Raw genomic sequence first — 26,855 nt, 5'->3', positions numbered from 1 at the left:
TGACAGACGAAACTGGATCCCGAAATAGTTATGCGTGGGCCGAAGCACCTCCAGAACGAGTCGAAACACGCGTCAACGATCCGTATTCGGACTGGACAACTGTGACATCAAACACACGAACGTTCCTCGTTCCGGTCGCCAACTCGGTGACGTTACGCGACACCGTCTCGTACGCGATCGAGACGGCCGGTGACGCGGCCGAAACCGGGGAAGCGACCGTTCACTTCGTCGTCGTCGCCAGTGGCAGAGCTATCGATCCCGACGGCCCCGACGAACTGGCCGCCGACAGGGAACTGCTCGAACGAGTCGAGGCCTGGGCCCAAGAAGACCGCAGCGAGGCTGACGGGATCGCCGTCGAGACCGACATCGTCGGCCTCGACAGGTACCTCTTCTCGCCCGGTGAGTACGCCGAGACGCTCATCGAGTACGCGACAGCGCACGGGGTCGACCGGATCGTCCTCGATCCGGAGTACGATCCCGGCGGCTCCGCGCCGATGTTGCGTCCGCTGCAGGCCGACCTCGCGCGCAGCGAGATCGAGATCGAAGAGGCACCGGTCGAGCGACAGACCCGCCGGACCGTACTCGCGCGTGCCGAGACCCTGCGGAAGGCCGCCGTCGTCTTCGGCGCGTCGCTGCTGTTTTACCTCCTTCTGGGATCGCTGTCCCTGTTCGACGTACTGACCGGAGCCGTAACGGCCGGCATCGTCGCGGTCCTACTTGCTCCCGTCGCCTTCAGCGAGCAGCCCGCCTTCGGACGGCTCGCACGGCAGACTCTGCGGGTCGCGCTGTACGCTCCCTTCCTGCTGTGGGAGATCGCAAAGGCCAACGTCGAAGTCGCGTACGTGGTGTTACACCCCTCGCTGCCGATCGACCCCAAGATGGTGCGCCTCCGGGCGGCCGTCTGGGGGGATACGCCGGTGACGACGCTGGCAAACAGCATCACGCTCACGCCGGGGACGCTGACCGTCGACGTGGCAAAGCGATCGTTCACGATCCACTCGCTGACCCAGTCGGCGCGGGACGATCTCTTCGACGGCGTGCTCGAACGGGCCGTTCGGTTCGTCTTCTACGGCCGTGCCGCCGCTCGGATCGCGAGCCCTGCCGAGCGAGACGACGGGGAGGTAATCGATGATTGAACTGGCCACGGCCCTGCAGGGCGTCGCGGCGCTGTTCGTCTGCTTCGCCATCGTCGCCCTCTACCGCGTGTATCGGGGGCCGACGCCCCACGACCGGGTGACCGCCGTCAACGTCGTCGGGACCAATACCGTCATCGCCATCGCGTTGCTCGCAGGTGCGTTCGACGACCAGCTGTTCCTCGACGTGGCGCTGGTCTACGCGCTGTTGAACTTCCTGCTGAGCATCGCGTTCTCGAAGTTCAACGTCGAGCAAGGGGGTGTGCTGTGATGGATCCGATGGGCTGGCTCGCCGTCGGGCTCGCGGTCGTCGGTGCCTTCTTCGGGCTCGTCGCGGCCGTCGGACTGGTGCGACTGCCCGACGTGTACACCCGCACCCACGCGGCCTCCAAGAGCGACACGCTGGCCGCCGTGCTGTCGCTGGCCGGCGCTGCGATCGCGATCCAGTCGGAGCTGGCGACGATCAAGGCCGTCCTGTTGCTGGTGTTCATCTTCCTGACGAACCCGACGGCGGCCCACGCCATCGCCCGCGCTGCCGACGACCAGGGCATCGAACCGTGGACGACCGACGACACGGAGGTGACTGACAGTGCCGACGACAGTTGAACTCGCCTTGCTCGTGTTCGTCCTGGGCTGTGCGCTCGGGGCGGCGGTGCTGCGTGACGTGCTGGCCTCGGTGATCGCTTTCGCGGCCTACAGCCTCGGGGTCTCGATCATCTGGATCGTCCTGCAGGCACCCGACGTCGGCCTGACCGAGGCCGCGGTCGGAGCCGGCGTCATGACGATCCTGCTGTTGCTGGCGCTGGCCAACACCTCGCGACCCAGCGAGGATCGGCGCTTCGAGTCGATCAGCCTCCGGACGGGGATCGTCGTCCTCGTGTTCGTCGCCGTCATGGCCTCGACGATCCCGGCGCTCCCGGCCATCGGTGGCCCGGACAATCCGGTCGTCGACGGCGAGGTGAGCCAGTACTACCTCGACAACGCCTACGACCAGACGGAGGTCCACAATGCCGTGACCGCGGTGCTCGCGGGCTATCGCGGACTGGACACGCTCGGCGAGGCCGTCGTGGTCTTCGTCGCGGGCGTGGCGACACTGTCGGTGCTCCGACGGGAGGACTTCGCATGAGCGACGCCGAACAGCCCGGTCTGTACGTCGAGAGTACGGTCATCATGACCACGGTGCGGGTCGTCACCCCCTTCATCCTCACCTTCGGCCTCTTCATCATGTTCCACGGGGCCGACTCGCCCGGCGGCGGGTTCCAGGGCGGCGTCATCGCGGGCTCGGTCGTGATGATGCTGGCGTTCGCCTACGGGATCGAGGCCACGCGAGACTGGCTCGACAGTCGGCTCGTCGTGGCGATCGCCTCGCTTGGCGTGCTCACGTTCGCCGGGATCGGGCTCGGATCGATCCTGCTCGGTGGCACGTTCCTCGAATACCACCGGTACCCCATCGAGAAGGCCAGCAAGTACGGCATCGAGCTCGTCGAGCTGGGGATCGGCGGGATCGTCGCCAGCGTCATCATCGGTCTGTTTTTCGTGATCGCGGCCGGCTTCGGCCACGCGATCGACGGAGGTGACGAGTCGTGATCGACACGTTCCTGACACACTACAACTACTACGCGGTCGTCGCGTTGCTCGGGATCGGCGTCTACATGCTCGTCGAGTCGAGCAACCTCGTGAAGAAAGTCATCGGGATGAACGTCTTCCAGACGGGGATCTTCCTGTTTTTCGTGACGGCGGCCTACCGAAGCGGTGCCGGTCCGGCCGTCGTCCACGAGGGGGGCGGCCCGTACGTCAGTCCGCTCCCGCACGTGCTGATCCTGACCGCGATCGTCGTCGGCGTGAGCCTGACGGCCGTCGCGCTCGCGCTGATCGTCCGCATCTACGCGGAGTACGGGACGCTCGACGAGGAGGTGCTGCGAGAACTCGACCATGATTGAACACGCTCCTGTCCTTGTGATCGCGCTGCCGATCGTCGGCGGCGCGCTCCCGCTACTGTTCGGACTGTTCGCCGACCGTCTCGGCTGGCCGATCGCCGCGGTGACGCTGTTGGGCCAGACCGTCCTCGCCGTCGCACTGGCGACGACGGTGGTCGACGGCGGCGCGGTGTCGTACGTCCCGGGCGGATTTGTCGCCCCCTACGGGATCGAACTGGTCGTCGACGGGCTCTCGGCGGTCGTGCTCGTCCTGATCGCCGCCGTCTCCCTGGGCGTGCTCGCGTACGCTCGTCGGGCGGGCCCTCACGCGGACAGCTTCTACGCCCAGTACCTGCTGCTGGTCGCCGGCCTCTCCGGGATGACCGCCACCGGCGACGTGTTCAACCTCTACGTCTTCCTGGAGATCACGGGGCTGGCCGCCTACGGCCTCGTCGCGAGCGGCCGGTCTGCCAGCGCCGCCGTGGCCGCGCTGAAGTACCTCATCGTCGGGACGATCGGCGCGTCGCTGTACCTGCTCGGTGCGGGCTATCTGCTCGCGGCGACGGGAACGCTCAACATGGCCGATCTGGCGGGCACGCTCGCCGAGGCGGGCTACGACTCTACGCTCGTGCTGACGGCGTTCGGGCTGATGATCGGCGGCCTCGCGGTCAAGGTTGCGCTCTACCCGCTGCACACGTGGCAGCCGGACGCCTACGCCGACGCCCACGACACCGTGAGCACGCTCGTCGCGGCGCTAGTCTCGACGGTCGCGGCCTACGCGCTGGCACGCCTGCTGTTCTCGGTCTTTACCGTCGGCTTCTTCGACGCCGTGCCGATCGCACAGACGGCGCTGTTGACCGTCGCCGCGGTCAGCATCGTCGCCGGAAGCCTGCTGGCCGTCGCACAGTCGGACGTACAGCGGATGCTGGCGTACTCCTCGGTGTCGCAGTTCGGGCTGGTGATCGCCGGGTTCGCCGTCGGTACGCAGGCGGCCATCGTCGGCGCGCTCGTCCACCTCGTGGGCCACGCCGTCATGAAAGGCGGGCTCTTTGCGGCGACCGGGATCGTCGAGCGACGGACCGGCGCACGACGGCTCGCGGAGTATGCGGGACTCGGCGAGCGCGCACCCGTCACGGCGGCCGGCATCGCCGTGCTCCTGTTCGCGATGGTCGGCGTCCCGCCCGCGGTCGGCTTCGTCGGCAAGTGGTACATCGTCGTCGGCGCGGTCGAGGCGGGCACGTGGTCGCTCGTCGTCGTCTTGCTCGCGAGTACGCTGCTGACGCTCGCGTACTTCGCGCGGCTGTTCGAGCGGATGTACTTCACCGCGCCGCCCTCGGCCAGTACCACGGACGCGACGCCGGTGCCGGACGGCGGTAACGGACGCGAGGCGGTGTCGACGGGAATGGTGGCCGTCGTCGTCGCCGCGGCCCTGCTCGCGGTCGTTCTCGGCGGGACCGCACCCCTGGTCGAACAGATCGTCGAACAGACTGTCAGTACTTTCCCACACCCATGATCGATCCTTCACTGCGACCGGTGCTCGCCATTCTGGCGTCGTTGCTGGCGATTCCGCTGATCTTCGCCACGAGTAGCAGACGGACCCTCCGGGAGAGCGTGACGATCGCGGCCGCGCTGACGAAGTTCGGCCTGATCGCGAGTCTCGTCCCGAGCGTCGTCTGGGGCGGCGAGACCTACGAGTACGCACTGTTTACCCTCGCCAGCGGCATCGAGCTGGCACTGGAGGTCGACGCGCTCGGCCTGCTCTTTGGCCTGCTGGCGAGTCTGCTGTGGATCGTGACGAGCTTCTACAGCATCGGCTACATGCGCGGCCTCGACGAGCACGCACAGACCCGGTACTTCGCCTCTTTCGCCGCCAGCCTCGCTGCCGCCGTGGGCGTGGCCTTCGCCGCGAACCTCCTGACGCTGTTCGTCTTCTACGAGCTGCTGACGGTGGCGACGTACCCGCTGGTCACCCACGACGAGACCGACGAGGCCCGCGCGGCCGGTCGCAAGTACCTCACGTACACCTTCGGGGGCGGCATCGCGGTGCTCGCCGGGACGGTGCTGCTGTTCTGGGCGACCGGGACGACCGCGTTCACGCCCGGCGGGATCGCCGAGCTGGCGACGACCGACCCGGCGATCGCTCGCGCCATCTTCGCGCTGCTGGTGACCGGCTTCGGCGTCAAGGCCGCGTTGATGCCGATGCACTCCTGGCTGCCCGACGCGATGGTCGCGCCGACGCCGGTGTCGGGACTGCTCCACGCCGTCGCGGTCGTCAAGAGCGGCGTCTTCGGGCTCGCTCGGGTGATCCTCGACGTGTTCGGCCCCGAGACCGTCGAGAGTCTCGGCGTCGGGCTCTCGCTGGCCGTCGTCGCGACGGCGACGCTGTTGATCGCGAGTATCATCGCGCTGGGCCGCGACAACCTGAAGCGCCGGCTCGCGTACTCGACGATCAGCCAGCTCTCCTACATCGTCCTCGGGCTCGCCTTGCTCAAGGAGAGCGCGCTGATCGGCGGACTCTTGCACATCCCCGCCCACGCGTTCATGAAGCTCACGCTGTTTTTCTGTGCGGGGGCGATCCACGTCGAGACGCACACGGACGACATCTCGGACATGGCCGGGATCGGTCGGCGGATGCCGCTGACGATGGCCGCGTTCGCCGTCGCGAGCGCGGGGATGGCCGGCATTCCCCTGCTGGCCGGCTTCGTCAGCAAGTGGTACATCGTGATCGGCGCGATCGAGGGCGGCGGGTGGTTCTTCGCCGGAGCCCTGTTGCTCTCGGGCGTGCTCAACATCGGCTACTTCTGGCCGGTCGTCTACCAGGCGTACTTCGAGTCGCCCGACGACCACGACGAGAAGCCCCTCGTTCGAGGGATCTTCGGCGGCCGGACCGCGGTCGAGACCGACGGGGGCGAACCGGTCGGAGCGGCAGACGGGGCCGAGACCGGCGACCACGATCACACCGACGACGAGCCAGAGCCCTACGAAACGGACCATCTCGGCAAGTACAACGAGGACCACGACCACCACGGCGGGCCGCCCGAGGGTGGCTGGACCGCCGCCGGCTGGCGGGGCGGTGAGAGCACGTGGTTCATGCTCGGCCCGATCCTGGCGGCGGCGACCGGGGCAGTCGTCCTGGGAATCGTCCCCAACACGGCGGTCTTCCTGGAGATCGTCACAACCGTCGTCGACAATCTGGGGGTGATGGTCTGATGACCGGTCTCGCGACCGTCCCGCCGGTGTTCGTCCTGCTGGCGGTCGCGCTGCTGGTGGCCGTGCTCCCGCGGCGCGTCGGCCACGGACTGGGGATCCTCGCGACGGGCGCGCTGGTCCCGTGGTCGCTGTCGATCTCGGCCGGCGTCTACCACGACGTGACCTTCCTCGGATTCGACGCCGTCTTGCTGAACGTCGACGAGTTCTCGCGGCTGATGGGCCTGATCTTCGGGATCATCGGTGCCGTGGCGGTGCTGTATTCGCTGGCCAGCGACGCCGAGCGAGTCCAGACGGCCTTCGCACTCTCCTACGTCGCGACCAGCGTCGGCGCGGTGTTCGCCGGTGACTGGCTCACCCTCATCTTCTTCTGGGAGCTGATGGCCGTCACCAGCACGCTGCTGGTCTGGCACTACGGCGGCAAGGCCGTCCGGGCTGGCTTTCGCTACGCCCTGCTCCACGGCCTCGGTGGCAGCCTCCTGATGGGGGCGATCCTCTGGCACTACAGCGTGGCGGGGACCTTCCTCTTTACCGGCGAGGGAATCGCTGCCGGGCCGGCCGCGATCCTGGCCGCGCTGGGGATCGGCGTCAACGTCGGCTTCGTGGGCCTGCACACCTGGCTGCCGGACACCTACCCGCGCCCCCACATCGCCGCGAGCGTGTTCCTCTGCGTGTTCACGACCAAGACCGGCGTCTACGGAATGTATCGCGCGTTCCCCGACGGCCACCTCCTGATCGCCTACATGGGCGGTGCGATGGCCGTCTTCGGCGTCTGCTACGCCCTGCTGCAAAACGACATGCGCCGGCTGCTCTCGTATCACATCCAGTCACAGGTGGGCTACATGGTCGCCGGTGTCGGCATCGGATCGGTGCTCGGCGTCGGCGGTGCCTTCGCCCACGTGTTCAACCACATCCTCTACAAGGCCCTGCTGTTCATGACTGCCGGGGTCGTCATCTACCGGACCGGCGAGGAGAGCCTGAAGAAGCTGGGCGGTCTGGCCCGCGAGATGCCGATCACGGCCGGCGCGTTCAGCGTCGCGGCCCTGTCGATCGCCGGGTTCCCCGGCTTCAACGGCTTCGTCAGCAAGGGTATCGTCATCTCGGCGAGTCACTACGACTTCAAGAAGGAGGCGCTGGTCCACGTCGGCGGGTACACCGGCCTGGAGTTGCTCCTCTTGGTCGGCGGCGTGGGCACGTTCATGTCGTTCATCAAATTCGGCTACTACGCCTTCTTCCACGGCGAGCACGACGGCGAGGTGAGAGACGCCAACCGCGGCCAGAGCGTCGCGATGGTCGTCGTCGCCGTCCTCTGTGTGGTCTACGGGCTCTACGACACGGCGCTGTTCTCGATTCTCCCCGTCGACGTGACCGCAGCGACCCTCGAACACCCGTACACGACCTACACGATCCCCCACGTCGTCGAGGGCGTCGTCCTCGCGGTGCTTGGCCTCGTCGGGTTCTACGCCACGAAAAAGCCCCTCTCGAAGCTCGGGCGCGTGCCGGACCTGGACCGCATCTACAACCCGGCGGTGTTCTACGGCGCGCGCGGCGTCGTCCTCGGGACGATCCGACTGTACGGCGCGGTCGACCGCGCCGCCGTCCGGACGGCGACCACTGCGACCGCTGTCGCGACCCACCCCGAACGGGTGGCCGAACGGTTCGGAGCCAACAGCCAGGACGACGGTCCCGTGACCCTGCGGGCCGGTATCGGACTCAGCGTCCTCGTGCTCGCGCTGTTCGTCACCGTCGGGCTGATCCTGCTGTTCTGACCGCGACTCTCGGCCCTGCCCCCTCTCGAAACGGAACCGCCGACAGACGAACGCTGCCGTTCATTATCTTCGTTGATTCTGTCGCCAACCCGCCGCTGAAGCCCGACAACACCGTCTCAAGCGGGGCCTAATTTTCTGCTTTGATACTGGCGCAAGAGCCTTTATCTACCCGTCTCGGGTATCTCCGGCCAAGCGCGTGACCGCCGGACGGCGTGTCTCAGATGAGATGTCGCGACGGCATCGACGGACCGCCGCCGACAGGCGCGCGACACGGAGACAACATATGGACGTGAAAGCACTCTTCGACGACGACGAGGCCGTGAGCCCGGTGATCGGTGTCATCCTGATGGTGGCCATCACCGTGATCCTCGCGGCCGTGATCGCAACGTTCGTCCTCGGGCTCGGGGACCAGATCAGCAACACCGCACCGCAAGCCAGCTTCAGCTTCGACTACACTGAAAACGATATTACAGAAGGTGACACTCTCGAAGTAACGCACAACGGTGGTGAAACTATCCCAGCAAACGAGATTGAGGCAGCTGTCACCGGTGCTAAAGATGGGGGCTCTGATGCAACCTACAATGGCAATCTGTTCACGGACAATAGTGGTTCAGACGTGAACGCTGGTACGACCGATACAATCAAATACGACGACTTCAGTGGTTCTGTGTCGGACCTCGACCTCAGCGGCGCGACCGTCCGCGTCACCTACCAGCCCGCAGACGGCGGGAACTCCGCGACGCTCGGTCGCTGGGACGGGGCCGACGCCTAACTGACGCCGCCTTTTCTCTCGGTTTCGCTCGTTATGTCAATCAAGAGGGCAACCGCCGCGATTATATAGGATCATCCCACATTCCAGTTGTGCAAAGGATGGTCGCGTGGGACTGCACCGGCTGGGGGCGGATACACTGTGAGTAACGCCGACGCAACGCAGGCGACGGGCACGCACTCGACGCTCTCGAAAGGCGAAATCTTCGAGGTGCTCCAGAACAAGCGGCGGCGCTACGTCATCCAGTACCTCCGTCGACACGGCGGCCCGGTCGAACTCGGAGAGCTGGCCGACTACGTCGCCTCCCTGGAGTACGACTGCCCCCAGACCAGCGTCACGTCGACCCAGCGAAAGCGCGTGTACACCACGCTCCAGCAGACCCACCTCCCGAAAATGGACAACGCCGGCATCGTCGCCTACGACGCCGACGACGGCGTGATCCAGACGACGCCACAGACCGACGACCTGACGGTGTACCTGGAGATCGTCCCCGGCGGGGAGTTCCCCTGGCGGGAGTTCTACCTCTCCTTTGGCGCGGTGAGTCTGGCGGTCATCGCCACGCTGTGGCTCGGCGTGTTCCCGTTCACGATGGTCTCGCCGCTGGTGTGGGCGACGCTGTTCGCGGCGATCCTCACCGCCGCAGCGGCCTATCACACCGTCTCCGGCCGGACGATGACGCTCACGGAGTACGACGAGGCCGTCGACGACTGCGACGGCGAGGCCGACGAGGAGTGACGCCGTCGGGCGTCGTCGCGTGCGCGCTCGAACAAGAGGCTGCTGAGCATCAGCAGTGTGTCTCAGAACAGAGTGACGGCTTGCGGGCCAGAAGGACGCTGGTCCGGAGCGATCACACCGCAGGGAGCCGTCGACGATGCCACATCCGTTATCAACGGTGAAGATTGCTGTACCCCTCGATATCGGGTATCCAAGGCCCTCTTGAAGGGTTCCAGCGCGTGATTGAACCGATAAAACGTAGACAGGGTATAAGTACCCCCGGCAGTATCGATTGAGGTAGCACCCACCGCGAGCAGGGGGGCAGGGGATGCCCCGCTCGCTGTGGACGGGTGTGCGTGATAACCATGGATTTGAAACAACTATTCAACGACGACGACGCGGTATCGCCTGTCATCGGTGTCATCCTGATGGTCGCCATCACGGTGATCCTGGCAGCCGTCATCGCCTCGTTCGTCCTCGGACTCGGTGACCAGACGAACACGACGCCAACTGCGAGCTTCAGTTTCGACTATGACTCGGATGCGTCATCTGTTAAGATCACCCACGGAGGTGGGGATCCAATTCAGGCCGACGAGCTGTATATCCGCGGTACTGGTGGTTCTGGTGGTACGACTGACATTGACCAAACTTGGGCAGACAAGTCCTCATTGGGAACATCCTCAGATGTCACAGCTGGAAACTCTGTGACGTATGTATCTAGTGACATCGGGAGCAACGGAGACTGGGATCTGAGTGTCGTCTACGTCTCGAACGAGGGCGACTCTTCGGCCTCGCTGTCCTCTGACAGCGGCCCGAACGCTTAACGACCGTTCCCTTTCTTCGATTTTTTCGACTGGTGAGCGGCGGCGCTGTCTCGCCGTCGACCGCGACAGCTTTATTTCCCGTGTCACACTGCCGTGATACGATGGACGTAGACCGGACCGTCGTCTGGGGAGTCGTCGGACTCGTCGTGGTGACGACGCTCGTCTCCGGGCCGCTCGTGGGGGCCGTCGATCTGACGAGCGACGCCGAGACGCCCGCGTACGGTGTCGGATCGGTCACGGTCGAGTCGGCGTCGCTGCCAGAGCGGGCGACGCTGACGGCTGGGCGATTCGGAGCCGGCGAGTACAGGCTGCAGGTGCCCGACGCCGCGGTGGCGATCGCCGCCGTCGAGGGCCGGCCGTTGCTCGTCTACAAGCTGGAAATCGACGAGCGCGGGTACAGCCGGTCGACGACGCACTTCCTCTCGACGGAGAACGTCGGCTCGTACGCGGCGTCGATGTCCGACGACACGTTCGCGCCGGACACGGTGAATCAGACGGCCTACGACGGCCGGCTGGCGCTGGTCGTCCGCGCGAACGACAGCGGCCGCGTCGTCGCGGAACGCTCGATCACGGTGGAGGTGATCGAGTGATCGACCGCGAGCGGGCGACGCGACTGCGCGGGCTGTCCTACCGGTTCCTCTTTGGCGATCGCGTCGGGCTACTCGTCTTTCTCGGGAGCCTCTGTCTGTTTCTGGCGCTGTGGCGCACGGCGTTTCTGATCAACGACTCCTACACGATCGCCAACGGGCTGGCGGCGGTCGCCGACGGCAACATCGCGCTGACGGAGCCGGCGTACGGCTCGCTCCGGTCGCCGGGGACGAACTTCTACGGCGGTTCGACGTACTCGCGCAACTACGGCGTGATCGTCCTCTCGCTGCCCGTCCTCTACGCACTGGGCGGGATCGAGGCCGTCGCCGACTTCCCCGTCGCGCTGGTGGCGCTGTGGTCGCTGCTGGTGTACGGGACTGTGCTCCTCGCCGGCCGCCAGTTCGGTCGCGAGCGGCTCGCGCGAGTCGGCGGCGGCTGCGTCGTCGCCGCGGTGTTCCTGCTCAACGTCGCACTCGTGGAGCCGATCAGCCCCGTTCCCCGCCATCTACTCGCCTTGCAGTTGGTACACGCGACTGCCGGTGCCTTCGTCGGCACGCTCGCGTATCGCCTCGTTTCGTTCACTGACGGTCGACGACGGGGGCTCGTCGCCGCCATCGCGGTCGTCGCTGGGACGCCGCTGGCATTCTGGGCGACCGTCCCCAAGCGTCACGTCGTGACGGCAGCCGTCGCACTGGCGGTCGCTCTGGGACTCGCCTACAGCCGCGACGCCGATCGCGACTGGGCCTTCGAGGCACGGGCCGTCTGTTACGTTCTGCTGGCGCTGCTGGCGTGGATTCACGCCCCCGAGGCGCTGGTCCTGTTCGTCCCGTTCGTGCTCGTCGACGTATCGACGGCCCCAGACAACGGCCCGCGGACTCTGGGCGTACTCGGCGGCGTCTTCCTGCTGGCGCTCGTCCCGCTGTTCGTGACGAACACGCTGATCACCGGCGATCCGCTGACCGTTCCCCGGATGCTCCGGACCGTCGGCCAGGGGAGCGACATCTCGCTCACCGGCGAACTGTCCTCGGGAGACCCGTCTAGCGGTGGCGACACGACGAACCTCCCTCGATTCGTACGCGTCGGGATCGTCCTCGCACAGTCCGCGGTAGAGCCACTGACGAAACTCCTCGGACTCGTTCGGCGCGGTATCCACTCACTACAGACGGACCCGACAGCCGCGTATCGAACGCTGGTTCGGAGCGGGTACATCGAGCACGTCGCCGATCGCGCCGAGGGGACTCCCGAGGCGAACCTCACGCTGCTGGAGTCCTCTCCGGTCCTCGCGACGATTGTAGCGGCTTCGACCGGTCTCGTCGCGATCAAACGATCGATCGAACGCCGGTCACTGCCAGACGGCGTCACGTCGGCCGACGCGTTCCTCGCCCTCACTGCCGTTGCGCTCACGCTCGTGTACATCGGTTCGCTCCCGCTCCACGCTCAGGTGACCGTTCGGTACCTGTTCCCCGTCGCTCCCATCCTCGTCTGCCTCGCCGTGCGGCTCCCACCGGTCGGGCGAGCGCTCGACGCCCACTGGCGGACGGTGCTCTGGAGTTGGAGCGCTGGCGTGCTGATCGGCGGCCAGCTCGTCCTCGTCGCGCTCGTCGCGCTCGACGTGGGCCGTGCCGAAGCGTTCCAGTTCCACGCCGTCCTCGGCCTCGCCGTGGCGCTGGCCCTGGGCAGCTGGTCGTTGGTCTCCGTCGCGACCGAGTGCTTCGACCGGATCGGCGCGGCGCTGTTCGGGCTGGCGCTCGCGTCGTCGACGGCGTTCGTCGGGTTCGCCGCGATCGAGTACTTCGGTCTCGGCGGCGCACACGCGCTGCCGATGGTGCGGACGCTGGCCGACGCGATCCCGCTCCGTTGACGACGGGTTTTTGTGCCGGCTCGAAGTACCGCCGACATGGATCAGCTCAAGCAGTCGCTGTTGGACGCACCCATCATCGAGAAGGACGGCTACCACTACTTCGTGCATCCGATCAGCGACGGCGTTCCGATGCTGCGTCCCGAACTGCTCCGCGAGATCGTCATCAAGATCATCCGCAAGGCCGAACTCGAAGACGTCGACAAGATCGTCACGCCGGCCGCGATGGGCATTCACATCTCCACTGCGGTCTCGCTGATGACGGACATCCCCCTCGTCGTCGTCCGCAAGCGTCAGTACGGCCTCGACGGCGAGGTGTCGCTCTCGCAGGTCACCGGCTACTCGGAAAACGAGATGTACGTCAACGACGTCTACGAGGGAGACCGCGTGCTCGTGCTCGACGACGTGCTCTCGACCGGCGGCACGCTGGCCGCGCTCACTGGCGCGCTCGAAGACATCGGCGCGGACATCTGTGACATCGTCTGTGTCATCAAGAAGGAGGGCGGCGAGAACAAGCTCGCAGACGACGGCTACCACGCGAAGACGCTCATCAACGTCGACGTCGTCGACGGCGAGGTCGTCGTGGTCGACGACTACGGCGACGACTAACAGCGCCGTCTTCACTGTCGGCCGCGGCGAAACCGAACTGGAACGACTCGCCGAAAAACGCGAGCGGGACGGGCCGAGGCGTCCGTTCGAGTCCTTCGATGTTCCGTCGCTCGGACAGAGCGACGCGGCGCGCGCTGTCGCGGCCGCCGTGCCGCGACGACCTTGCGCGAGGGATGAGCGACCGGAGGGAGCGAATCGGTTGGGGAGGCGTGTGGCTGTCGCGTCTGCTGGCCTGGCGGACGAACGGGCGAGGCGCGGTCGGCGGTTCTGCGCGGGCGCTATCGAACGAGCGTCGCGAGTGACGATATCCCGCACAGAACCGTCGAGCGAGTCGAGGGCGTTCAGTAGACGATCCGCCTCGCCGTCGTGATACTGTCGGCGGTGCCGTACAGCGGATTGTTCGCTTCGCGTTCCGAGTTCATATCCACGGTGTGCTCTCTATACCGACGCCGAACCCGTCGCTTCGCTCCTCGGTTTGGCGTCAGTAAAATATAGCGGGAGGTGGATTTGAACCGGAATCAGACGTGCTCGCTTCGCTGCGCGCGACTAATAGGGTACAAATCCACTCGGCGAAGATTTTCCGCTCGCGAGTTTGCTCGCGGCAAAATATAGCGGGAGGTGGATTTGAACCACCGATCTACGGGTTATGAGCCCGCCGGAATCTCCTGGCTATCCCATCCCGCTACTATCTCGTATCGTCTCCCCCTGATTAAGGGTTGTGATTCGGTCGTCCTCTGTGGGTTCCTCTCGCGGCACACTCACTCGTGGACGCGCCAGGTGAAGATGCTCTCGAAGACGTAGTTGACGAACATGGCGATCCCGATCGCGCCGCCCTTGACGAAGATCGGCCAGAGGTCGACCGGACCCAGCGAGACGGGCACGCCGACCTCGTAGACGACGAGGACGGCGAAGAGAATGCTCCACTGCAGCGTCGACCCACCGGCACGGACGAGATGCGAGCGCACGAGGCGCGCGCCCAGCGAGCGGCGGTCGTCCTCGCCTTCGCTCGCGAAGGTCCAGTTGTCGTTGACGACGAACATCACGAGAATCGCGATCTCGATGCCGACGGCGTTGGCGACGGCGGTCGACACGCCGACGAACTGGTCGAGGACGACGAACGTCGTCGTGTCGAAGGCGGCACCGACCGCGCCGACCGAGGCGAACTTCCCAAAGCGGACCCCCGAGAGCAGCGATCGGAGGGGTGCGAGGCGGCTACTCATCGTTGTCGATCAGTGCGGGACCCTTCTCGCGTGTCGCGGCGATGGCGGCGTGGAGACGACTGTCGCTCAGCCGCTTCGCCCGGTGGCGTGCGCGCAAGAGCGCCGTCGCCATGTTCAGCGACGTTCGCACCGGCGAGACCGTCGAACCGGGTCTGTCCTCCCACTCGATGGGGACCTCCGCGACGGTCAGTCCCAGCGCACCGGCGATCGCGACCAGCTCTACGTCCCAGGCGAAGCCGGCGTCGTAGAGGTGCGTGCGCACGTGCTCCCACCCCTCGGCCGTGATCGCCTTCGCGCCACACTGGTAGTCGTGCAGCGACACGTCGAGCAGGTGGCCGGCGATCCAGGCGAAGCCGTCGCCCAGGAACCGCCGCGCGAAGGTCTGGTGGCTGCTGACGGTCGCGTCGGGGTGACGGCGAGAACCGACCGCCAGGTCCGCCTCGCCGGCCCTGACCCGGTCGATGACGCGTGCGAGAGAGGCCGCGTCGGTCGATCCGTCGGCGTCGGCGAACGCGCGAACGTCCGTCTCGATCGCCTCGAAGCCGGCGGTAATCGCGGCCCCCTTCCCGCGGCGGTAGGGGACGGCGTTGACCGCGGCCGGGAGCGAGGCCAGCCCCTCGGTGACGCCGGGTTCCGGATCGTCGAGTTCGATACGGATCTGTGCCGGAGCCAACTGCTCGTCGAGCGTCCTGACGTACGAGCCCAGTCGATCCACGTCCGGTCGAAACGCAGGGACGACGATACCCACCGACTGATCCATTCGTCCGGGCAATCGAGACCGCGGCTAAAAACAGTTCGACATTCCCGCCGGCCACGGGGCAGTGCAAAAAGCGTATTATCGGTGGTGACGCTGTCCCCACTAATGGAATACGGTCTCGTCGCGCTCTGGCTGGCGCTCTATCTCGCCCTACTGGTGGCCGGCAGCGTCGTCACGAGCTGGCTGTTCCCGCGCTTCGAGGACGGGGGCTCCGGCGTCGCGGTCGTGCTGTCGGTCGCCGTCGTCTGGTTGGTCACCTTCTTCGTCGGCCGGCTGTCGATGACCGCGGGGATCTGGCTGGGCGTCGCCGTCCTCGTCGGGCTGGTCGTTCTCGCGGGGAGTCGTGGCGTCGACCTCGATCCGGGGCGGATCGGCGAGAGCTGTCTGGTCTTTAGCGCGGCCTTCCTGTTCCTGGTCGGGATGCGCGCGTTCGCGGTCCCGCTGGGCGCGAGCGACCCGGTGATCGCGCCGCTCCCGCTGGCGATCGGCGAGAAGATGCTGGATTTCGGCCTCCTGAAGTCCCTCGTCAGGGCCGAGACCCTGCCGCCCGAGGACGTGTGGTTCGCCGGTGAGCCGGTCGCGTACTACTACGGCGGCCACCTCGTCGCGGCGATTCTCACCCGCATCACCGGTACCGCGGGACGGTTCGCCTACAACCTCTCGCTGGCGGGTTTCTACGCGATGCTCGTGACCGCGGCGTACGGCGTCGCCGGCAACGTCGCGGCCGACCGCGCGATTCCGCGTCGGCTGGCCGGCGTCCTGAGCGTCTTCGCGGTCGGGCTCGCGAGCAACCTCACGACGCCGGTGCGAGCGGTGATCGCACTCCTGCCCGACGGCCCGTCCGCGTGGCTCGCTGGCGTCGTCGGGATCGAACGGGACGGGCTGGCAGACGGGCTCGGCCAGTTCTACTACTTCGACGCGAGCCGCGTCATCACCGACCACCGGAGCGACTTCGCGTTCCAGTTCGGCGACGCCGACCCGGGTGCGACCGCGCCGACGATCAACGAGTTCCCCTTCTTCTCGTGGTTCAACGGGGACATGCACGCCCACATGATGAGTACCGCGTTTCTCGTCTTCGCCGCGGCGGTCTGTCTGGCCTACTACCGGACGCCCGCCCGCGAGGTGGCGCGCCGTCGGCTGCTCGTGGTCGGCGTCCTCCCGCCGGTCGCCGGTCTCCTGGCGGTCACGAACACCTGGTCGTTCCCGACGCCGGCGGGGCTGGCGCTGCTGACAGTCGCCCTCGCGCCGGCCGACGCACGGTCACTGCTGCCCGAACCGCTCGCCGACCGGCTCCCCGAAACAGCCCTCTGGCGGGAGGGGTCGCGCCTCGCCGTCGGGCTGGGCGTCGCCGTCGCCGTCGTCGCGCTGGGTTTGCTCTGGTCGCTGCCGTTCTGGCTCGGGCCGGCCAGCGGGCGCGAGATCGCCGTCCTGCCGGACCGATCCTCGCTCACCGAACTCCTGCTCGTCCACGGGCTCTTTCTGGCCACCTTCCTCGCGTACCTCGCGGCTCGCGGCCGGCAGCGATTCGGCGAGCGGGCGACCACCGCGACGATCGGCTCCGCCGTCGCGATCGCCGGCTTCGCGGTCCTCGATCTCGCCGCACTCGGCCTGTTCGTTCCGCTTGTGGGCGCGTGCTGGGCCCTCGCGCGACGGCCCGGCACGACGCCGAGTACCGCCTCAGCCGCTGGCGACACGGACCGCGCACGCTCGGACGGCGGCGCGGCCAGCGCCGGCTTCGAGACGGTGCTGATCGTCGCCGGCATCGGGCTCGTGACGCTGATCGAGTTCGTCTACCTCAAGGAGTCGACCGGACGGATGAACACGATGTTCAAGGTGTCGATGCAGGTGTGGGTGCTGTGGAGTCTCGCCCTCGGGCCGGCGCTGGCGTGGGTGTTCACGAACTCCGCCACCGTCTCGGAGGACACACTCGACCGGGCCCGGTCGGCGCTGCCCCGCGTCGCCCTCGCCGTCCTCGTCGTCGGTGCCGGGCTGTACGCGCCGCTGGCGGCGACGACCGCGTTCGACGGCTCGGACCCGACGCTGGACGGGCTCGCCTACCTCGACTCGGAGTATCCCGAGGAGGCCGCCGCGATCCACTGGCTCGACGATCGATCCGGGCGACCGGTCCTCGTCACGGCGGCACCGGGCGGATACACCTGGGACGCCTCGGACGGCGAGGGGTCGAGTGCGCCGGCCAGTCTGACCGGGCTCCCGACCGTCCTCGGGTGGTTCCACGAGGCTCAGTACCGCGGGGACGAGCCGTATCAGGAGCGACTGAGGGACGTGCGGACGATCTACACCAGCGAGCCCGAGGAGCAGGCCGCGCTGCTCGAACGCTACGACGTGCGGTACGTCTACGTCGGCCCGGTCGAGCGGGCCACCTACGACCAGATCACCGTCGACGGAGCGTCGGGCGTCGAGCCGGTCGAGGAGTTCGACGGTGTGACGATCTACCGGGTCGCCGACGACAGTGAGGGAGAGTCGTCATAGCCCGCCACAAGCGGCGTGTGCCCCGTTTCGACGGTCCCGGTCGCGGGTCGCGAGCGTCAGCCACCGGGACCCAGCGCGGCGATGTCGGCCCCGACCGTCGCCAGCGCGTCGGCGGGGTTCGGATCGCTGTCCGCGAGGTGTCGCCAGTCGTCGTCCGGTGCCCGTTCGAGTAGCGCGACGACGGCCGCCCGGTACTCGCGGAACTGGGCACCGGGATCGGCCCGCTCCTCCCAGACGCTCCGGATGACCGTCCGCGAGTCGATCCTGACCTCGATCCGTGCGGGCTCGAACTGCGCCAGCAGGCGTGCCAGCCCGAGCGCGAGCGAGGCGTACTCGGCGGTGTTGTTGTCCGTCCGCGAGCCGACCGGCCGCGCGAGACGGAGCAGCGACTCGCCGCCCTCGCCCTGCACGACGGCACCAGCGCCCGCCGGCCCCGGGTTCCCGCGGGAGCTGCCGTCGACGTAGAGAATCGCCGTCTCGCCGGCCAGGTCGCGATCGACCCGTGTCTCGTGGTCGTCGGCCGCCAGCACGCGTTCGATCGCCGCTCGCAGCTCCGCCGGCTCGGTTCCCGGTTCGAACAGTCCGCCGACGCCGGGGACCGCCGCGTCGATCGCGTCGATCGCTGCCGACACCTCGTAGTCGTACGCGGCCAGGACGCGCTCGACGCGCTCGGCGAGCGGTGACAGTGACTCCGACGGGAGATCACGGGCCGCCGTCACCGTGACCACCGCCGCTGTCGTCGCGACCGTTCCATACGCGGCGTCGGGGCCGTAGCCACCTATCGATGTCGGTGGGCTCTTCGACGGTCGAGAGCCGTCGCTACGAGGGACCGGCGTCCGGCAGTGACAGCAGAGAAGACGAAACAGACCGCCAGCAGGATCAGGCGTCGCCGCGTGGCTCGACGACGCCGACCGCACCGGCGTCGACGTCTTCGGTGTCGAGGTGCATCGCGACGAACTCGCGGCGCATGAACCGTTCGCGCTCCTCGGGTTTGCCGATCGTACACCACAGCTGCGGTTCGTCCGGCCCGTGCCAGTCGCCCTGACGGGCGATCGCGAAGCAGACGTACTCCTCGCCGTCGTACTCGATGGTGGCACCCTTCCGGATTCCCGGATCCCCGTGGATAATGAGCTTCTTCATGCGCCGGCCTTTGCCGACAGCGCACTTAGCTTCTACGGTGCGGAGCGCGAATCTGCCGTCGTGACCGAGCGACGCGGGGCGTGAGCGGGCCGGCCACGGGGCCGAGTGCCCGACCGTCGCGGACGGCTCTCGAACGGCCACAGCAGTTTTGTCGATGGGACGACATCGCTTCGGGCATGGACGAGGTGTTCGGACGACGTGACACGGAGACGGGGACGGGCGTCGGGCGGACGGTCGTGTGGGGCCTCCGCCTGCTCGGCCTGGCGATCGTGGTGCTGGGTCTGGCACTGTGGCTGCTGACCAGTTCGGGTCTGGTCCTCCTGCCCGGCGGACTCGTCGTCGCCGGCCTCGCGGTGATGGTGGTCCCGGGACTCCTCGCCGGGCTCGTCGAGTTGCTGTCCTGACACCGTCGGCGTGGTCGGGACCGAACCGTCGGGGTTTTAAGCACCGCTGTGTAACCTCGCCGTAAGGTCGATATCTATGCAGATGCCACGCCGATTTAACACGTACTGTCCGCACTGTAACGAGCACAACGAACACGAGGTCGAGAAGGTCCGTTCCGGCCGCACGTCGGGCATGACCCAGATCGGCGGCCGTCAGGCCGACCGCAACTCCAAGGGGATCGGGAACTCCGGGAAGTTCTCGAAGGTGCCCGGTGGGGACAAGCCCACCAAGAAGACGAACCTCAAGTACCGCTGTAGCGACTGTGGCAAGGCCCACCTCCGCGAGGGATGGCGAGCCGGCCGACTGGAGTTCCAGGACTAGAACGATGGCAGGAAGCTTCCTCTCCGTCGAATGTCCGGACTGTGAGAACGAACAGACGGTCTTCAGCAAGGCCGCCACCGAAGTCGCCTGCGCGGTCTGTGGGCACACGCTCGCCCGCCCGACCGGCGGCAAGGCGACCATCGAGGGTGCGGTCCTCGAAACGGTCGAACAGCGATGAAGTACAGCGGCTGGCCCGAATCCGGCGAACTCGCCGTCGGCAAGATCGACGAGATCGAGGACTTCGGCGTCTTCGTCGACCTCGAAGAGTACGAGGACAAGCGCGGCCTCTGTCACATCAGCGAGGTCGCCAGCGGCTGGATCAAGAACGTCCGCGACCACGTCAACGAGGGCCAGACTGTCGTCGTGAAGGTGCTGGAGATCGACGAGGACGCCCAGCAGATCAACCTCTCGATCAAGGACGTCAACGACCACCAGCGCAAAGAGAAGATCCAGGAGTGGAAAAACGAGCAGAAGGCCGACAACTGGATGGAGCTGGCCTTCGGCGAGGATCTCGCCGACGAGCAGTACGCCGCCGTCGCGAACGAACTGCTCGCCGACTTCGGCTCGCTGTACGACGGCTTCGAGGCCGCGGCGATCCACGGGACGGAGGCCCTCGACGAGACGGACCTCTCCGAGGACGAGATCGACGCCGTCGTCGAGACCGCACGCGAGAACGTCTCGGTGCCCTACGTCGACGTGACCGGCTACGTCGACCTGACCTGTCCCGGCAGTGACGGCGTCGAGCTCATCAAGCAGGCGCTCCAGGCCGCCGAGGGCGACGCCGACGCACTTCCCGACGGCGCGGATGCAGACGCCGACGTGCCCGAGGAGGTCGAACTCGAAGTGACCTACGTCGGTGCGCCCGAGTACCGGATCAAGGTCCGGGCTCCCGACTACAAGCGCGCCGAATCCGAGCTCGAAGCCAGCGCCGACCGTGCCCGCGCGGTCGTCGTCGAACACGGTGGCACCGGCGAGTTCCACCGCGAGCGCAACGAAGACGAAGAGTAAGCCGATGCGGGCCGATCTCCGCGTCTGTTCCGAGTGGGCGTCCGAGCACGACCGGCCCGTCTACACGCTTTCTGAGCGCTGTCCCGAGTGTGGGAGCGACGCCGTCAACAGCGCGCCGGCACCGTTCGATCCCGAAGACCCCTACGGCGAGTATCGACGCGCACTTAAGCGACGGCGACGGGAGTAGGGCCATGGACGAGTTCGAGATCGAGCGAATCGCGGACGGCGAGTTGACCGATCCGGTACTGGTCGAAGGATTGCCCGGCGTCGGCCACGTCGGCAAGCTCGCGGTCGAACACCTGCTCGAAGAACTCGACAGCGTGCTGGTCGCCCGCGTCTACTCCCAGCACTTCCCGCCACAGGTCACCGTCGAAGACGGCACGACACAGCTGGCGTCGGCGGAGTTTCACGCCGTCAGGCCAGAAGACGGGCGGGACATGCTCGTGCTCACGGGCGACCACCAGGCACAGGACAACGGGGGCCACTACGGGCTGACCGACACCTTCCTCGACGTGGCCGAGGAGTTCGGCGTCGAGTCGGTGTACGCGCTCGGTGGCGTCCCGACCGGCGAACTGATCGAGGAGTACGACGTGCTCGGGGCGTCGACGACCGACTCGCTGATCGAGGAACTCGAATCGGTCGGCGTCGCCTTCCGCGAGAACGAGCCCGCAGGCGGTATCGTCGGCGTCTCGGGCCTCTTGCTTGGGCTGAGCGGCCGCCGTGACCTCGACGCGGCCTGTCTCATGGGAGAAACCTCGGGCTATCTCGTCGACCCCAAGAGCGCGCAGGCGGTCCTGGAGATCCTCCAGGAACTGCTCGGCTTCGAGATCGACTACGAGGCACTCGAAGACCGCGCAGACGAGATGGAGGAAGTCGCCCGGAAGATTCAGGAGATGGAACAGGGGACGCCGACCCCCTCCGACGAAGACCTTCGGTACATCGGCTGATCGCACCGACAGCGAACGATTCTTTATCACGCCAGCCGAACGTGGGGCCGTGTTCGCGCAGTTTGGGTCGCTGCCGGAGTGGCTCGTGGTGGGCCTGGGCGTCGGAGTGGTCGGCAGCGTCGCCGTCGCCGGCCTGTTCGTCGCTGCAGCCAGACTCTTCCCGCCGCCGGCAGCCGATGGCTCGTCCGGCACGGGTGAGGGGCGGCGACGCGAGGAGCTTCGGTCGTACCTGCGAGCGATCGAGGAGCCCTTCGCGGAGGATCACTTCGTCGAGGGCCAGCCCGTCGCCTTCTACCTGCCCAAGCGCGACGTAGCGATCACGTTCGACGCGCGGGCCTACTACCGGATCGACCGATCACCGACCGTCCCCGTCCTGGTCGAACACGAGATGCCGGGCTGGCACCTCGGTGCCAGGCTCCCGTTCGAGACGCCCGAAATCGACGGTGGGTCGACCGGAGAGAGCGACGACGGGTCTGAGTACCACCCGACGGCCGACGCCTTCCGCGAGCTCGGTCTGCCCGCCTCGGCGACCCTGGAGGAGGTCAAGGGAGCTTACCGGAGCAAGGTCAAAGAGGTCCATCCGGACCACGGCGGCGACGAGGAGGCGTTCAAGCGCGTCAGACGGGCCTACACGAGAGCGAAGCAACACGCCGCCGACTAGATGCCCTGACTCATGAGGTGGCTGCGAAGCAGGTCGTCCTCTTTCGAGCCCGCGACGGGGTTGACCAGCGCGATCGTCTCATTCTCGAACTCCGCGGCGAGTTCGCGCGCGCCGGCCAGGGCGACGCCGCCGGTCGCGCTGAGTTCGACGCCGGCAGTGCCGGCCGCGTCGACGGCCGCCTGCAACGCGTCGCTGTCCGAGACGGCGACGCCGCGCCCGCCGGTCTCGTCGACGGCCGCGACGGCCAGAGAGCCGACCGCGGGATCGGGGACTTCCAGGGGGCCGACGATCGTGTCGGGCTGTTCGGTGGCCGCGACCGCGTCGGCGGTTCCGCAGGCGTCGACGATGGGCGCACAGCCCGCTGGCTGTGCGGCATAGAGGCGCGGCGTCGCGTCGAGGGCACCGGCTTCCCGGAGTTCCTCGATCGCCGTGTGGATCGCGGCGAGGACGATCCCGTGGCCGGTCGGGACCACGATCGCCGACGGGGCCGGCCCGGTGAGCAGCTCGTAGCCCAGTCGCTTGACGCCCGCGCGGCGGTACGGCGACGACGGACCGACGGGGAACCGCGCCTCGTCGCTGTCCTCGTAGGCCGCCAGCGCGTCGGGATAGCGTCCCTCGACGACGTTCATCTCCCCGCCGTGGACGTTGATCATCGCTTTGTTGACGAACGGACACCGCGAGGGGACGTAGCTGTGAGCGGTCACGCCGGCCCGACCGGCGTAGGCAGCCGCCGACTGACCGCCGTTGCCGGTCGTCGGGAGCGAAACGGCGTCGGCACCGACTGCCGCGCCGGCACTGACGGCGACCGCGAGTCCGCGATCCGTCGCCGCGCCGGTCGGATTTCGCCCTTCGTCTTTGAGCAGGAGTCGATCGACCCCGATCTCGTCGGCCAGTGTCGGACAGTCGGTCGCGGGCGTCTCGCCCTCGTCGAGCGAGTGGCGGCGCTCGCGGGCCAGCGGAAGCGGCGGCCGCGTCGGCTCCGTACGGGCATCGTGATCGTACCGGGCCACGAGGAGGCCGCCACACGCCGGACAGCGCAGCTCGATCTCGTCGGCGTCGAACGTCTCCTCGCAGTCTGCACAGGCGAACTCGCGAAAGGCCGGACTCGTCTCCATACTCGCACTGTGGACCCTGCTCCCTTGTGCTGTACGGTCGGGCTCCTTCGACTCCCGTCTCGGGGTGGCTCGACCGTGACGTAGCAAAGCCCGAGCCGTTTTTGTGGTCGCGGTCGAACGATCCGGTATGGATGTCGTGGTCGTCGGCGGCGGACTGGCGGGGCTGGTCGCGGCCCGCCACCTCGCCGAGTCGGGCGCGGACGTGACGTTGTTCGAACGACGCGAGACCGTCGGTGGGCGCGTTCGCTCTCGTACCGTCGACGGGTACACGCTCGACCGTGGGTTCCAGGTCCTCTTTCCCGCCTATCCGGCGGTCGAACGGGAGCTGGACCTGGACGCGCTCGACCTCCGGCGGTTCACTCCCGGTGCGACGATCGCCCGGCCGGGCAAGCGATCGGTGCTGGCCGATCCCCTCCGAGATCCCGGCTCGGCGCTGGCGACGATCTTCAACGACGAGGTGACGATTCGGGACCTACTCAGGCTCTACCGCCTCCAGCGCGAGCTGCGCGGACGCTCGGTCGACGAGATTCTCCGGCGTGGCGGCTCCTCGATCGAGACGTATCTCGCCGATCGAGGATTCTCCGAGGGGTTCGTCGAGTCCTTCGCAGCGCCCTTCTACGGCGGGATCACGCTCGACCGATCGCTGTCGACGGACAGCGCCGTCTTCGAGTACACGTTCAAGATGCTCACCGAGGGATCGACCGCCGTGCCGGCCGGCGGCATGGGTGCGATCACGGCCCAGCTCGCCGACCGGGCGCGGGCGGCCGGCGTCACCGTCGAAACCGGAACGACCGTCGACGCGGTCGTTCCCGGCGACGGCGTCACCGTCGAAATCGGCGACGAGTCCGTCGGGGCCGACGCCGCCGTCGTCGCGACCGATCCGAAGGCCGCGAGCGACCTCACCGGCGTGGCGGCGATCACGACGACGGCACGGAGCTGTGTCACCCAACACGTCGCACTGCCGTCGGGCGATCGTCCGGAGATGGGGCGGCGGATCGTGCTCAACGCCGAGGACGACCGGCCGAACCAGATCGCACCGCTGTCGGCGGTCGCACCGGAGTACGCCCCGGACGGCCACGCGTCGTACGCTGCGACCTTCCTCGGAGAGCGAGAGGCCGACGACGAGACGCTGTTCGAGACGGTCCGGACGGCCCTGTCCGAGTGGTACCCCCAGGCCAGCTTCGCCGACCTCGAACTGATCGAGACCGACCGCATCGAGTTCGCGCAGTTCGATCAGCCACCGGGATTCCGGGCCGGCTTGCCCGCGGTCGACGCTCCGGAGGGGCCGGTGGTGCTGGCCGGGGACTACACCCGCTGGTCGTCGATCCAGGGCGCACTGGAGAGCGGGCGAGTCGCCGCGGGAGCGGCGCTCGATACGCAGTGAGAACGTCGGAGCGAGCGATCACTCGCCGTTCGTGATGTGCGTGTGGGCCCCGATCAACGCGCCAGCCAGATCGAGGTCCTCGATGTGGGTCTCGCGGTCGATGATCGACTGCCGGACATCGCTGTCACGGATCGTCGCCTCGGGGAAGACGACGGAGTTGTCGAGCCTGGAATCGACGATCTCTGCGCCGTCGAGGACGTGGACGTTCTCGCCGACGGTGGTGTTCTCGACCGTGGCCGAGTCGGCGACGACGGCGTCGCCGTCCAGCTCCCAGGCGACCGCTTCGAGGTAGCTCTCGGGCGTGCCGATGTCGTACCACGCGCCGTCGAAGGTAAAGGCGGAGACGGCGTCGTTGGCGACGAGCCACTGGATGAACCAGCCGGGCTCGTCGGGGTTGTTCCCACCCGAGAGGTACTCCTCGAAACGGACCGATTCCGCCGGGAAGGCGTAGCAGGCGATCGAGACGAGCGTGCTGTTGGGATCGTCGGGCTTCTCCTGGAAGTCGACGACCTCGTCGCCGTCGAGTTCGACCAGCCCGTAGGACTTCGCTCGCTCTCTGGAACCCACGTCGTAGGCCGCGATCGTCGGCGTGCCGGCACCTTCGAAGAAGTCGAGGAACTCGGCCACGTCGAAGCTGATGAGGTTGTCGCCGGCGACGACCAGCAGATCCTCGTCCGTGATCCCCTCCCGATCGACGAGCTGGGCGAGCGCGCCGACGACGCCGAACTTCTCGTCTTCCTCCGTCGTGTCCTCGACGGTGAGTTTCGGCTTCTCGTACGACGAGTCTGCGAGGTGAGCCTCGAAGTCGGTCGCGAACCGCTCGTTGGTGCTGACGAACACCTCCGAAATGCGATCGTCGCGTTCGAGTTCGCCCAGAATGCGGTCGATGACGGTGCTGTCACCGATCGGCAGGAGCATCTTGGGCCGGTGTTTCGTGACCGGCCAGAGACGGGTCGCGTAACCGCCGGCGAGGACGACAGCCTTCATACGGGAACGCACCCGAGGCTGGAGTAAGTCTTTTTTGTTCTCGCCGACGGTCCCGAACGACGAGAGGCGGTCAGTGCTCGACGAACTCCAGCAACACGCCGCCGGTCGAGCGCGGGTGGAGGAAGGCCACGTCGTGGCCCCACGCTCCGGGCCGCGGTTCCTCGTCGATCAGGTCCACGCCGGCAGAGCGTGCGGCCGCGAGTGCGTCCTCGATGTCGTCGGTGGCGACGGCGAGGTGGTGAATGCCGGGGCCGTGGTCGTCGAGATGGCCGGCGATCGCGCCGTCGGCGTCGGCCGTCGGTTCCAGCAACTCGAAGTAGCCGCCGTCGAGTTCGAGAAAGACGACATCGAGGCCGTCGAAGCGCTCTTCGTGAGCGATCGGTGCGTCCAGAAGGTCACGATACAGCGCCGCGAGCGTGGCCGCGTCGTCGGTCGCGATGCCGGCGTGGTCGAAGTGCATATCCGAGCCGACAGCGCGAGCCCACTAATGACTGGGGTCCTAGGCTGCCGATTCGTTGAGCTGCCAGAACCGTGAGGTGTCGTCGCCCCGGTTCTGGATCCGGAGCACCGTACGGTCGTCGTGTAGCACCGTCAGCGAGTCGAAGTTGTCCGGCAGCGTCAACACTGCCTCGTACCGACAGTCGGGCTCGGAGCTGCTGGTGTCGATCGTCAGGCGGAAGTCGGTGTCGCCCTCCAGTGAGCTACCGGCCACCGGACCAGAGATCGTCTGGTTCAGCAGGATCGTCTGGTGGCCGCGGTTCGGGACCTGTGCGGCCCACCCGCTCGCGTCAGCGGTCGAGTTACAGTCGCCGGACACGGACGACGACGGCACCGAAACGCTCAGCGATTGCTGAAAGCCCAGGCTCACGGCCGTCGTCGCGGCGACGCCGACGAGCAGTCCGATCAGGAAGACTGCGACGAGCCGTCTCGTTTCGACCATGTATGGCCCCGATGTACCGCCTACTTAAATCAGTTGTCGCTATCGCCGGACGAC

Annotated in this window: 32 protein-coding genes and 1 tRNA gene; 24 read left to right on the top strand and 9 right to left on the bottom strand. The window is 67.3% G+C overall.

What is annotated here, in order from left to right; translation table 11 throughout:
• Window positions 1-101: 101 nt before the first annotated feature.
• From HALKA_RS0111555 to hpt, 15 genes are all read left to right on the top strand, one after another.
• A complete protein-coding gene (locus HALKA_RS0111555) occupies window positions 102-1,136 on the top strand; it encodes a monovalent cation/H+ antiporter subunit E (protein ID WP_018258140.1) in 1,035 nt (344 codons plus the stop codon).
• On the top strand, window positions 1,129-1,404 hold the full coding sequence (locus HALKA_RS0111550) for a cation:proton antiporter (protein WP_018258139.1): 276 nt from the start codon (window positions 1,129-1,131) through the stop codon (window positions 1,402-1,404). The genes HALKA_RS0111555 and HALKA_RS0111550 overlap by 8 nt, the downstream gene beginning before the upstream one ends.
• Window positions 1,404-1,739, top strand: a complete 336-nt coding sequence (mnhG, locus tag HALKA_RS0111545) for a monovalent cation/H(+) antiporter subunit G (RefSeq protein ID WP_018258138.1) — start codon at window positions 1,404-1,406, stop codon at window positions 1,737-1,739. Before HALKA_RS0111550 ends, mnhG begins: the two co-directional genes overlap by 1 nt.
• Window positions 1,723-2,259, top strand: a complete 537-nt coding sequence (locus HALKA_RS0111540) for a DUF4040 domain-containing protein (RefSeq protein ID WP_018258137.1) — start codon at window positions 1,723-1,725, stop codon at window positions 2,257-2,259. The genes mnhG and HALKA_RS0111540 overlap by 17 nt, the downstream gene beginning before the upstream one ends.
• Window positions 2,256-2,720, top strand: coding sequence for a Na(+)/H(+) antiporter subunit B (locus HALKA_RS0111535; RefSeq protein WP_018258136.1), 465 nt, complete (start codon window positions 2,256-2,258; stop codon window positions 2,718-2,720). Before HALKA_RS0111540 ends, HALKA_RS0111535 begins: the two co-directional genes overlap by 4 nt.
• Window positions 2,717-3,073 carry a cation:proton antiporter subunit C gene (locus HALKA_RS0111530; RefSeq protein ID WP_018258135.1) on the top strand — a complete coding sequence of 119 codons (357 nt, stop codon included), beginning with the start codon at window positions 2,717-2,719 and terminating at the stop codon, window positions 3,071-3,073. The genes HALKA_RS0111535 and HALKA_RS0111530 overlap by 4 nt, the downstream gene beginning before the upstream one ends.
• Complete coding sequence (locus HALKA_RS0111525; RefSeq protein WP_026190283.1) at window positions 3,066-4,562, top strand: monovalent cation/H+ antiporter subunit D family protein; 1,497 nt, start codon at window positions 3,066-3,068, stop codon at window positions 4,560-4,562. Before HALKA_RS0111530 ends, HALKA_RS0111525 begins: the two co-directional genes overlap by 8 nt.
• A complete protein-coding gene (locus tag HALKA_RS0111520) occupies window positions 4,559-6,259 on the top strand; it encodes a cation:proton antiporter (protein ID WP_018258133.1) in 1,701 nt (566 codons plus the stop codon). The genes HALKA_RS0111525 and HALKA_RS0111520 overlap by 4 nt, the downstream gene beginning before the upstream one ends.
• Window positions 6,259-8,025 carry a Na(+)/H(+) antiporter subunit D gene (locus HALKA_RS0111515; protein WP_018258132.1) on the top strand — a complete coding sequence of 589 codons (1,767 nt, stop codon included), beginning with the start codon at window positions 6,259-6,261 and terminating at the stop codon, window positions 8,023-8,025. The genes HALKA_RS0111520 and HALKA_RS0111515 overlap by 1 nt, the downstream gene beginning before the upstream one ends.
• A gap of 283 nt (window positions 8,026-8,308) precedes the next feature.
• Entirely contained in the window at window positions 8,309-8,797 is a 489-nt protein-coding gene (locus tag HALKA_RS0111510) for a type IV pilin domain-containing protein (RefSeq protein WP_018258131.1), read from the top strand.
• 138 nt (window positions 8,798-8,935) lie between these two features.
• On the top strand, window positions 8,936-9,529 hold the full coding sequence (locus HALKA_RS0111505) for a DUF7344 domain-containing protein (RefSeq protein WP_018258130.1): 594 nt from the start codon (window positions 8,936-8,938) through the stop codon (window positions 9,527-9,529).
• Between the two features lie 344 nt (window positions 9,530-9,873).
• On the top strand, window positions 9,874-10,332 hold the full coding sequence (locus HALKA_RS0111500) for a type IV pilin domain-containing protein (RefSeq protein ID WP_018258129.1): 459 nt from the start codon (window positions 9,874-9,876) through the stop codon (window positions 10,330-10,332).
• Window positions 10,333-10,433: 101 nt separating this feature from the next.
• Window positions 10,434-10,922, top strand: coding sequence for a hypothetical protein (locus tag HALKA_RS0111495; protein WP_018258128.1), 489 nt, complete (start codon window positions 10,434-10,436; stop codon window positions 10,920-10,922).
• Window positions 10,919-12,781, top strand: a complete 1,863-nt coding sequence (locus tag HALKA_RS0111490) for a hypothetical protein (RefSeq protein ID WP_018258127.1) — start codon at window positions 10,919-10,921, stop codon at window positions 12,779-12,781. Before HALKA_RS0111495 ends, HALKA_RS0111490 begins: the two co-directional genes overlap by 4 nt.
• 36 nt (window positions 12,782-12,817) lie before the next feature.
• A complete protein-coding gene (hpt, locus tag HALKA_RS0111485) occupies window positions 12,818-13,387 on the top strand; it encodes a hypoxanthine/guanine phosphoribosyltransferase (RefSeq protein ID WP_015763818.1) in 570 nt (189 codons plus the stop codon).
• A gap of 609 nt (window positions 13,388-13,996) precedes the next feature.
• Here hpt and HALKA_RS0111475 read toward each other — a convergent pair.
• The 3 genes from HALKA_RS0111475 to HALKA_RS0111465 form a co-directional block, all read right to left on the bottom strand.
• Window positions 13,997-14,071, bottom strand: a tRNA-Met gene (locus HALKA_RS0111475).
• A 74-nt stretch (window positions 14,072-14,145) separates the two neighbouring features.
• Window positions 14,146-14,607, bottom strand: coding sequence for a GtrA family protein (locus tag HALKA_RS0111470; RefSeq protein ID WP_018258126.1), 462 nt, complete (start codon window positions 14,605-14,607; stop codon window positions 14,146-14,148).
• On the bottom strand, window positions 14,600-15,367 hold the full coding sequence (locus tag HALKA_RS0111465; RefSeq protein ID WP_018258125.1) for a glycosyltransferase: 768 nt from the start codon (window positions 15,365-15,367) through the stop codon (window positions 14,600-14,602). The genes HALKA_RS0111470 and HALKA_RS0111465 overlap by 8 nt, the downstream gene beginning before the upstream one ends.
• A 102-nt stretch (window positions 15,368-15,469) precedes the next feature.
• On the opposite strand from HALKA_RS0111465, the gene HALKA_RS0111460 reads away from it, so the two are divergent.
• On the top strand, window positions 15,470-17,854 hold the full coding sequence (locus HALKA_RS0111460) for a DUF2298 domain-containing protein (protein ID WP_018258124.1): 2,385 nt from the start codon (window positions 15,470-15,472) through the stop codon (window positions 17,852-17,854).
• 56 nt (window positions 17,855-17,910) lie between these two features.
• On the opposite strand, the gene HALKA_RS0111455 is transcribed toward HALKA_RS0111460, so the two are convergent.
• Both HALKA_RS0111455 and HALKA_RS0111450 read right to left on the bottom strand, forming a co-directional pair.
• A complete protein-coding gene (locus HALKA_RS0111455; RefSeq protein ID WP_018258123.1) occupies window positions 17,911-18,582 on the bottom strand; it encodes a ribonuclease HI family protein in 672 nt (223 codons plus the stop codon).
• A gap of 151 nt (window positions 18,583-18,733) precedes the next feature.
• On the bottom strand, window positions 18,734-18,994 hold the full coding sequence (locus HALKA_RS0111450; RefSeq protein WP_015763823.1) for an HAH_0734 family protein: 261 nt from the start codon (window positions 18,992-18,994) through the stop codon (window positions 18,734-18,736).
• 176 nt (window positions 18,995-19,170) lie between these two features.
• Between HALKA_RS0111450 and HALKA_RS0111445 the strand changes: the two genes are divergently transcribed.
• The 7 genes from HALKA_RS0111445 (at window position 19,171) to HALKA_RS0111415 (ending at window position 22,375) form a co-directional block, all read left to right on the top strand.
• Entirely contained in the window at window positions 19,171-19,398 is a 228-nt protein-coding gene (locus HALKA_RS0111445) for a hypothetical protein (protein ID WP_018258122.1), read from the top strand.
• A 76-nt stretch (window positions 19,399-19,474) separates the two neighbouring features.
• Window positions 19,475-19,759, top strand: a complete 285-nt coding sequence (locus HALKA_RS0111440; protein WP_015763825.1) for a 50S ribosomal protein L44e — start codon at window positions 19,475-19,477, stop codon at window positions 19,757-19,759.
• Window positions 19,760-19,763: 4 nt separating this feature from the next.
• Complete coding sequence (locus HALKA_RS0111435; protein ID WP_015763826.1) at window positions 19,764-19,937, top strand: 30S ribosomal protein S27e; 174 nt, start codon at window positions 19,764-19,766, stop codon at window positions 19,935-19,937.
• Window positions 19,934-20,767 carry a translation initiation factor IF-2 subunit alpha gene (locus tag HALKA_RS0111430; RefSeq protein WP_015763827.1) on the top strand — a complete coding sequence of 278 codons (834 nt, stop codon included), beginning with the start codon at window positions 19,934-19,936 and terminating at the stop codon, window positions 20,765-20,767. Before HALKA_RS0111435 ends, HALKA_RS0111430 begins: the two co-directional genes overlap by 4 nt.
• A gap of 4 nt (window positions 20,768-20,771) precedes the next feature.
• A complete protein-coding gene (locus HALKA_RS0111425; protein WP_018258121.1) occupies window positions 20,772-20,954 on the top strand; it encodes an RNA-protein complex protein Nop10 in 183 nt (60 codons plus the stop codon).
• A 4-nt stretch (window positions 20,955-20,958) separates the two neighbouring features.
• A complete protein-coding gene (locus HALKA_RS0111420) occupies window positions 20,959-21,714 on the top strand; it encodes a proteasome assembly chaperone family protein (protein ID WP_018258120.1) in 756 nt (251 codons plus the stop codon).
• 49 nt (window positions 21,715-21,763) lie between these two features.
• Window positions 21,764-22,375 carry a J domain-containing protein gene (locus HALKA_RS0111415; RefSeq protein ID WP_018258119.1) on the top strand — a complete coding sequence of 204 codons (612 nt, stop codon included), beginning with the start codon at window positions 21,764-21,766 and terminating at the stop codon, window positions 22,373-22,375.
• Here HALKA_RS0111415 and HALKA_RS0111410 read toward each other — a convergent pair.
• Window positions 22,372-23,490: a threonine synthase gene (locus tag HALKA_RS0111410; RefSeq protein WP_018258118.1), complete on the bottom strand. Its 1,119-nt coding sequence runs from the start codon at window positions 23,488-23,490 to the stop codon at window positions 22,372-22,374. The two genes, HALKA_RS0111415 and HALKA_RS0111410, sit on opposite strands and share 4 nt — an antisense overlap.
• Before the next feature lie 127 nt (window positions 23,491-23,617).
• Here HALKA_RS0111410 and HALKA_RS0111405 point away from each other — a divergent pair, with 127 nt between their 5' ends.
• The gene (locus HALKA_RS0111405; protein WP_018258117.1) at window positions 23,618-24,874 is read left to right on the top strand and encodes an NAD(P)/FAD-dependent oxidoreductase; all 1,257 of its coding nucleotides are present in this window, start codon (window positions 23,618-23,620) and stop codon (window positions 24,872-24,874) included.
• A gap of 18 nt (window positions 24,875-24,892) precedes the next feature.
• Here HALKA_RS0111405 and HALKA_RS0111400 read toward each other — a convergent pair whose 3' ends face one another.
• The 3 genes from HALKA_RS0111400 to HALKA_RS0111390 form a co-directional block, all read right to left on the bottom strand.
• On the bottom strand, window positions 24,893-25,861 hold the full coding sequence (locus HALKA_RS0111400) for a nucleotidyltransferase family protein (protein WP_015763833.1): 969 nt from the start codon (window positions 25,859-25,861) through the stop codon (window positions 24,893-24,895).
• A 70-nt stretch (window positions 25,862-25,931) separates the two neighbouring features.
• Window positions 25,932-26,321, bottom strand: a complete 390-nt coding sequence (mce, locus tag HALKA_RS0111395) for a methylmalonyl-CoA epimerase (protein WP_018258116.1) — start codon at window positions 26,319-26,321, stop codon at window positions 25,932-25,934.
• Between the two features lie 39 nt (window positions 26,322-26,360).
• Complete coding sequence (locus HALKA_RS0111390; RefSeq protein WP_018258115.1) at window positions 26,361-26,801, bottom strand: hypothetical protein; 441 nt, start codon at window positions 26,799-26,801, stop codon at window positions 26,361-26,363.
• Window positions 26,802-26,855: the final 54 nt, after the last annotated feature.

This window comes from Halomicrobium katesii DSM 19301, from assembly GCF_000379085.1.
Lineage (GTDB): Archaea > Halobacteriota > Halobacteria > Halobacteriales > Haloarculaceae > Halomicrobium > Halomicrobium katesii.
Note: the sequence above shows the minus strand (reverse complement) of the source record. Positions and strands in the feature narration are given on the sequence as shown.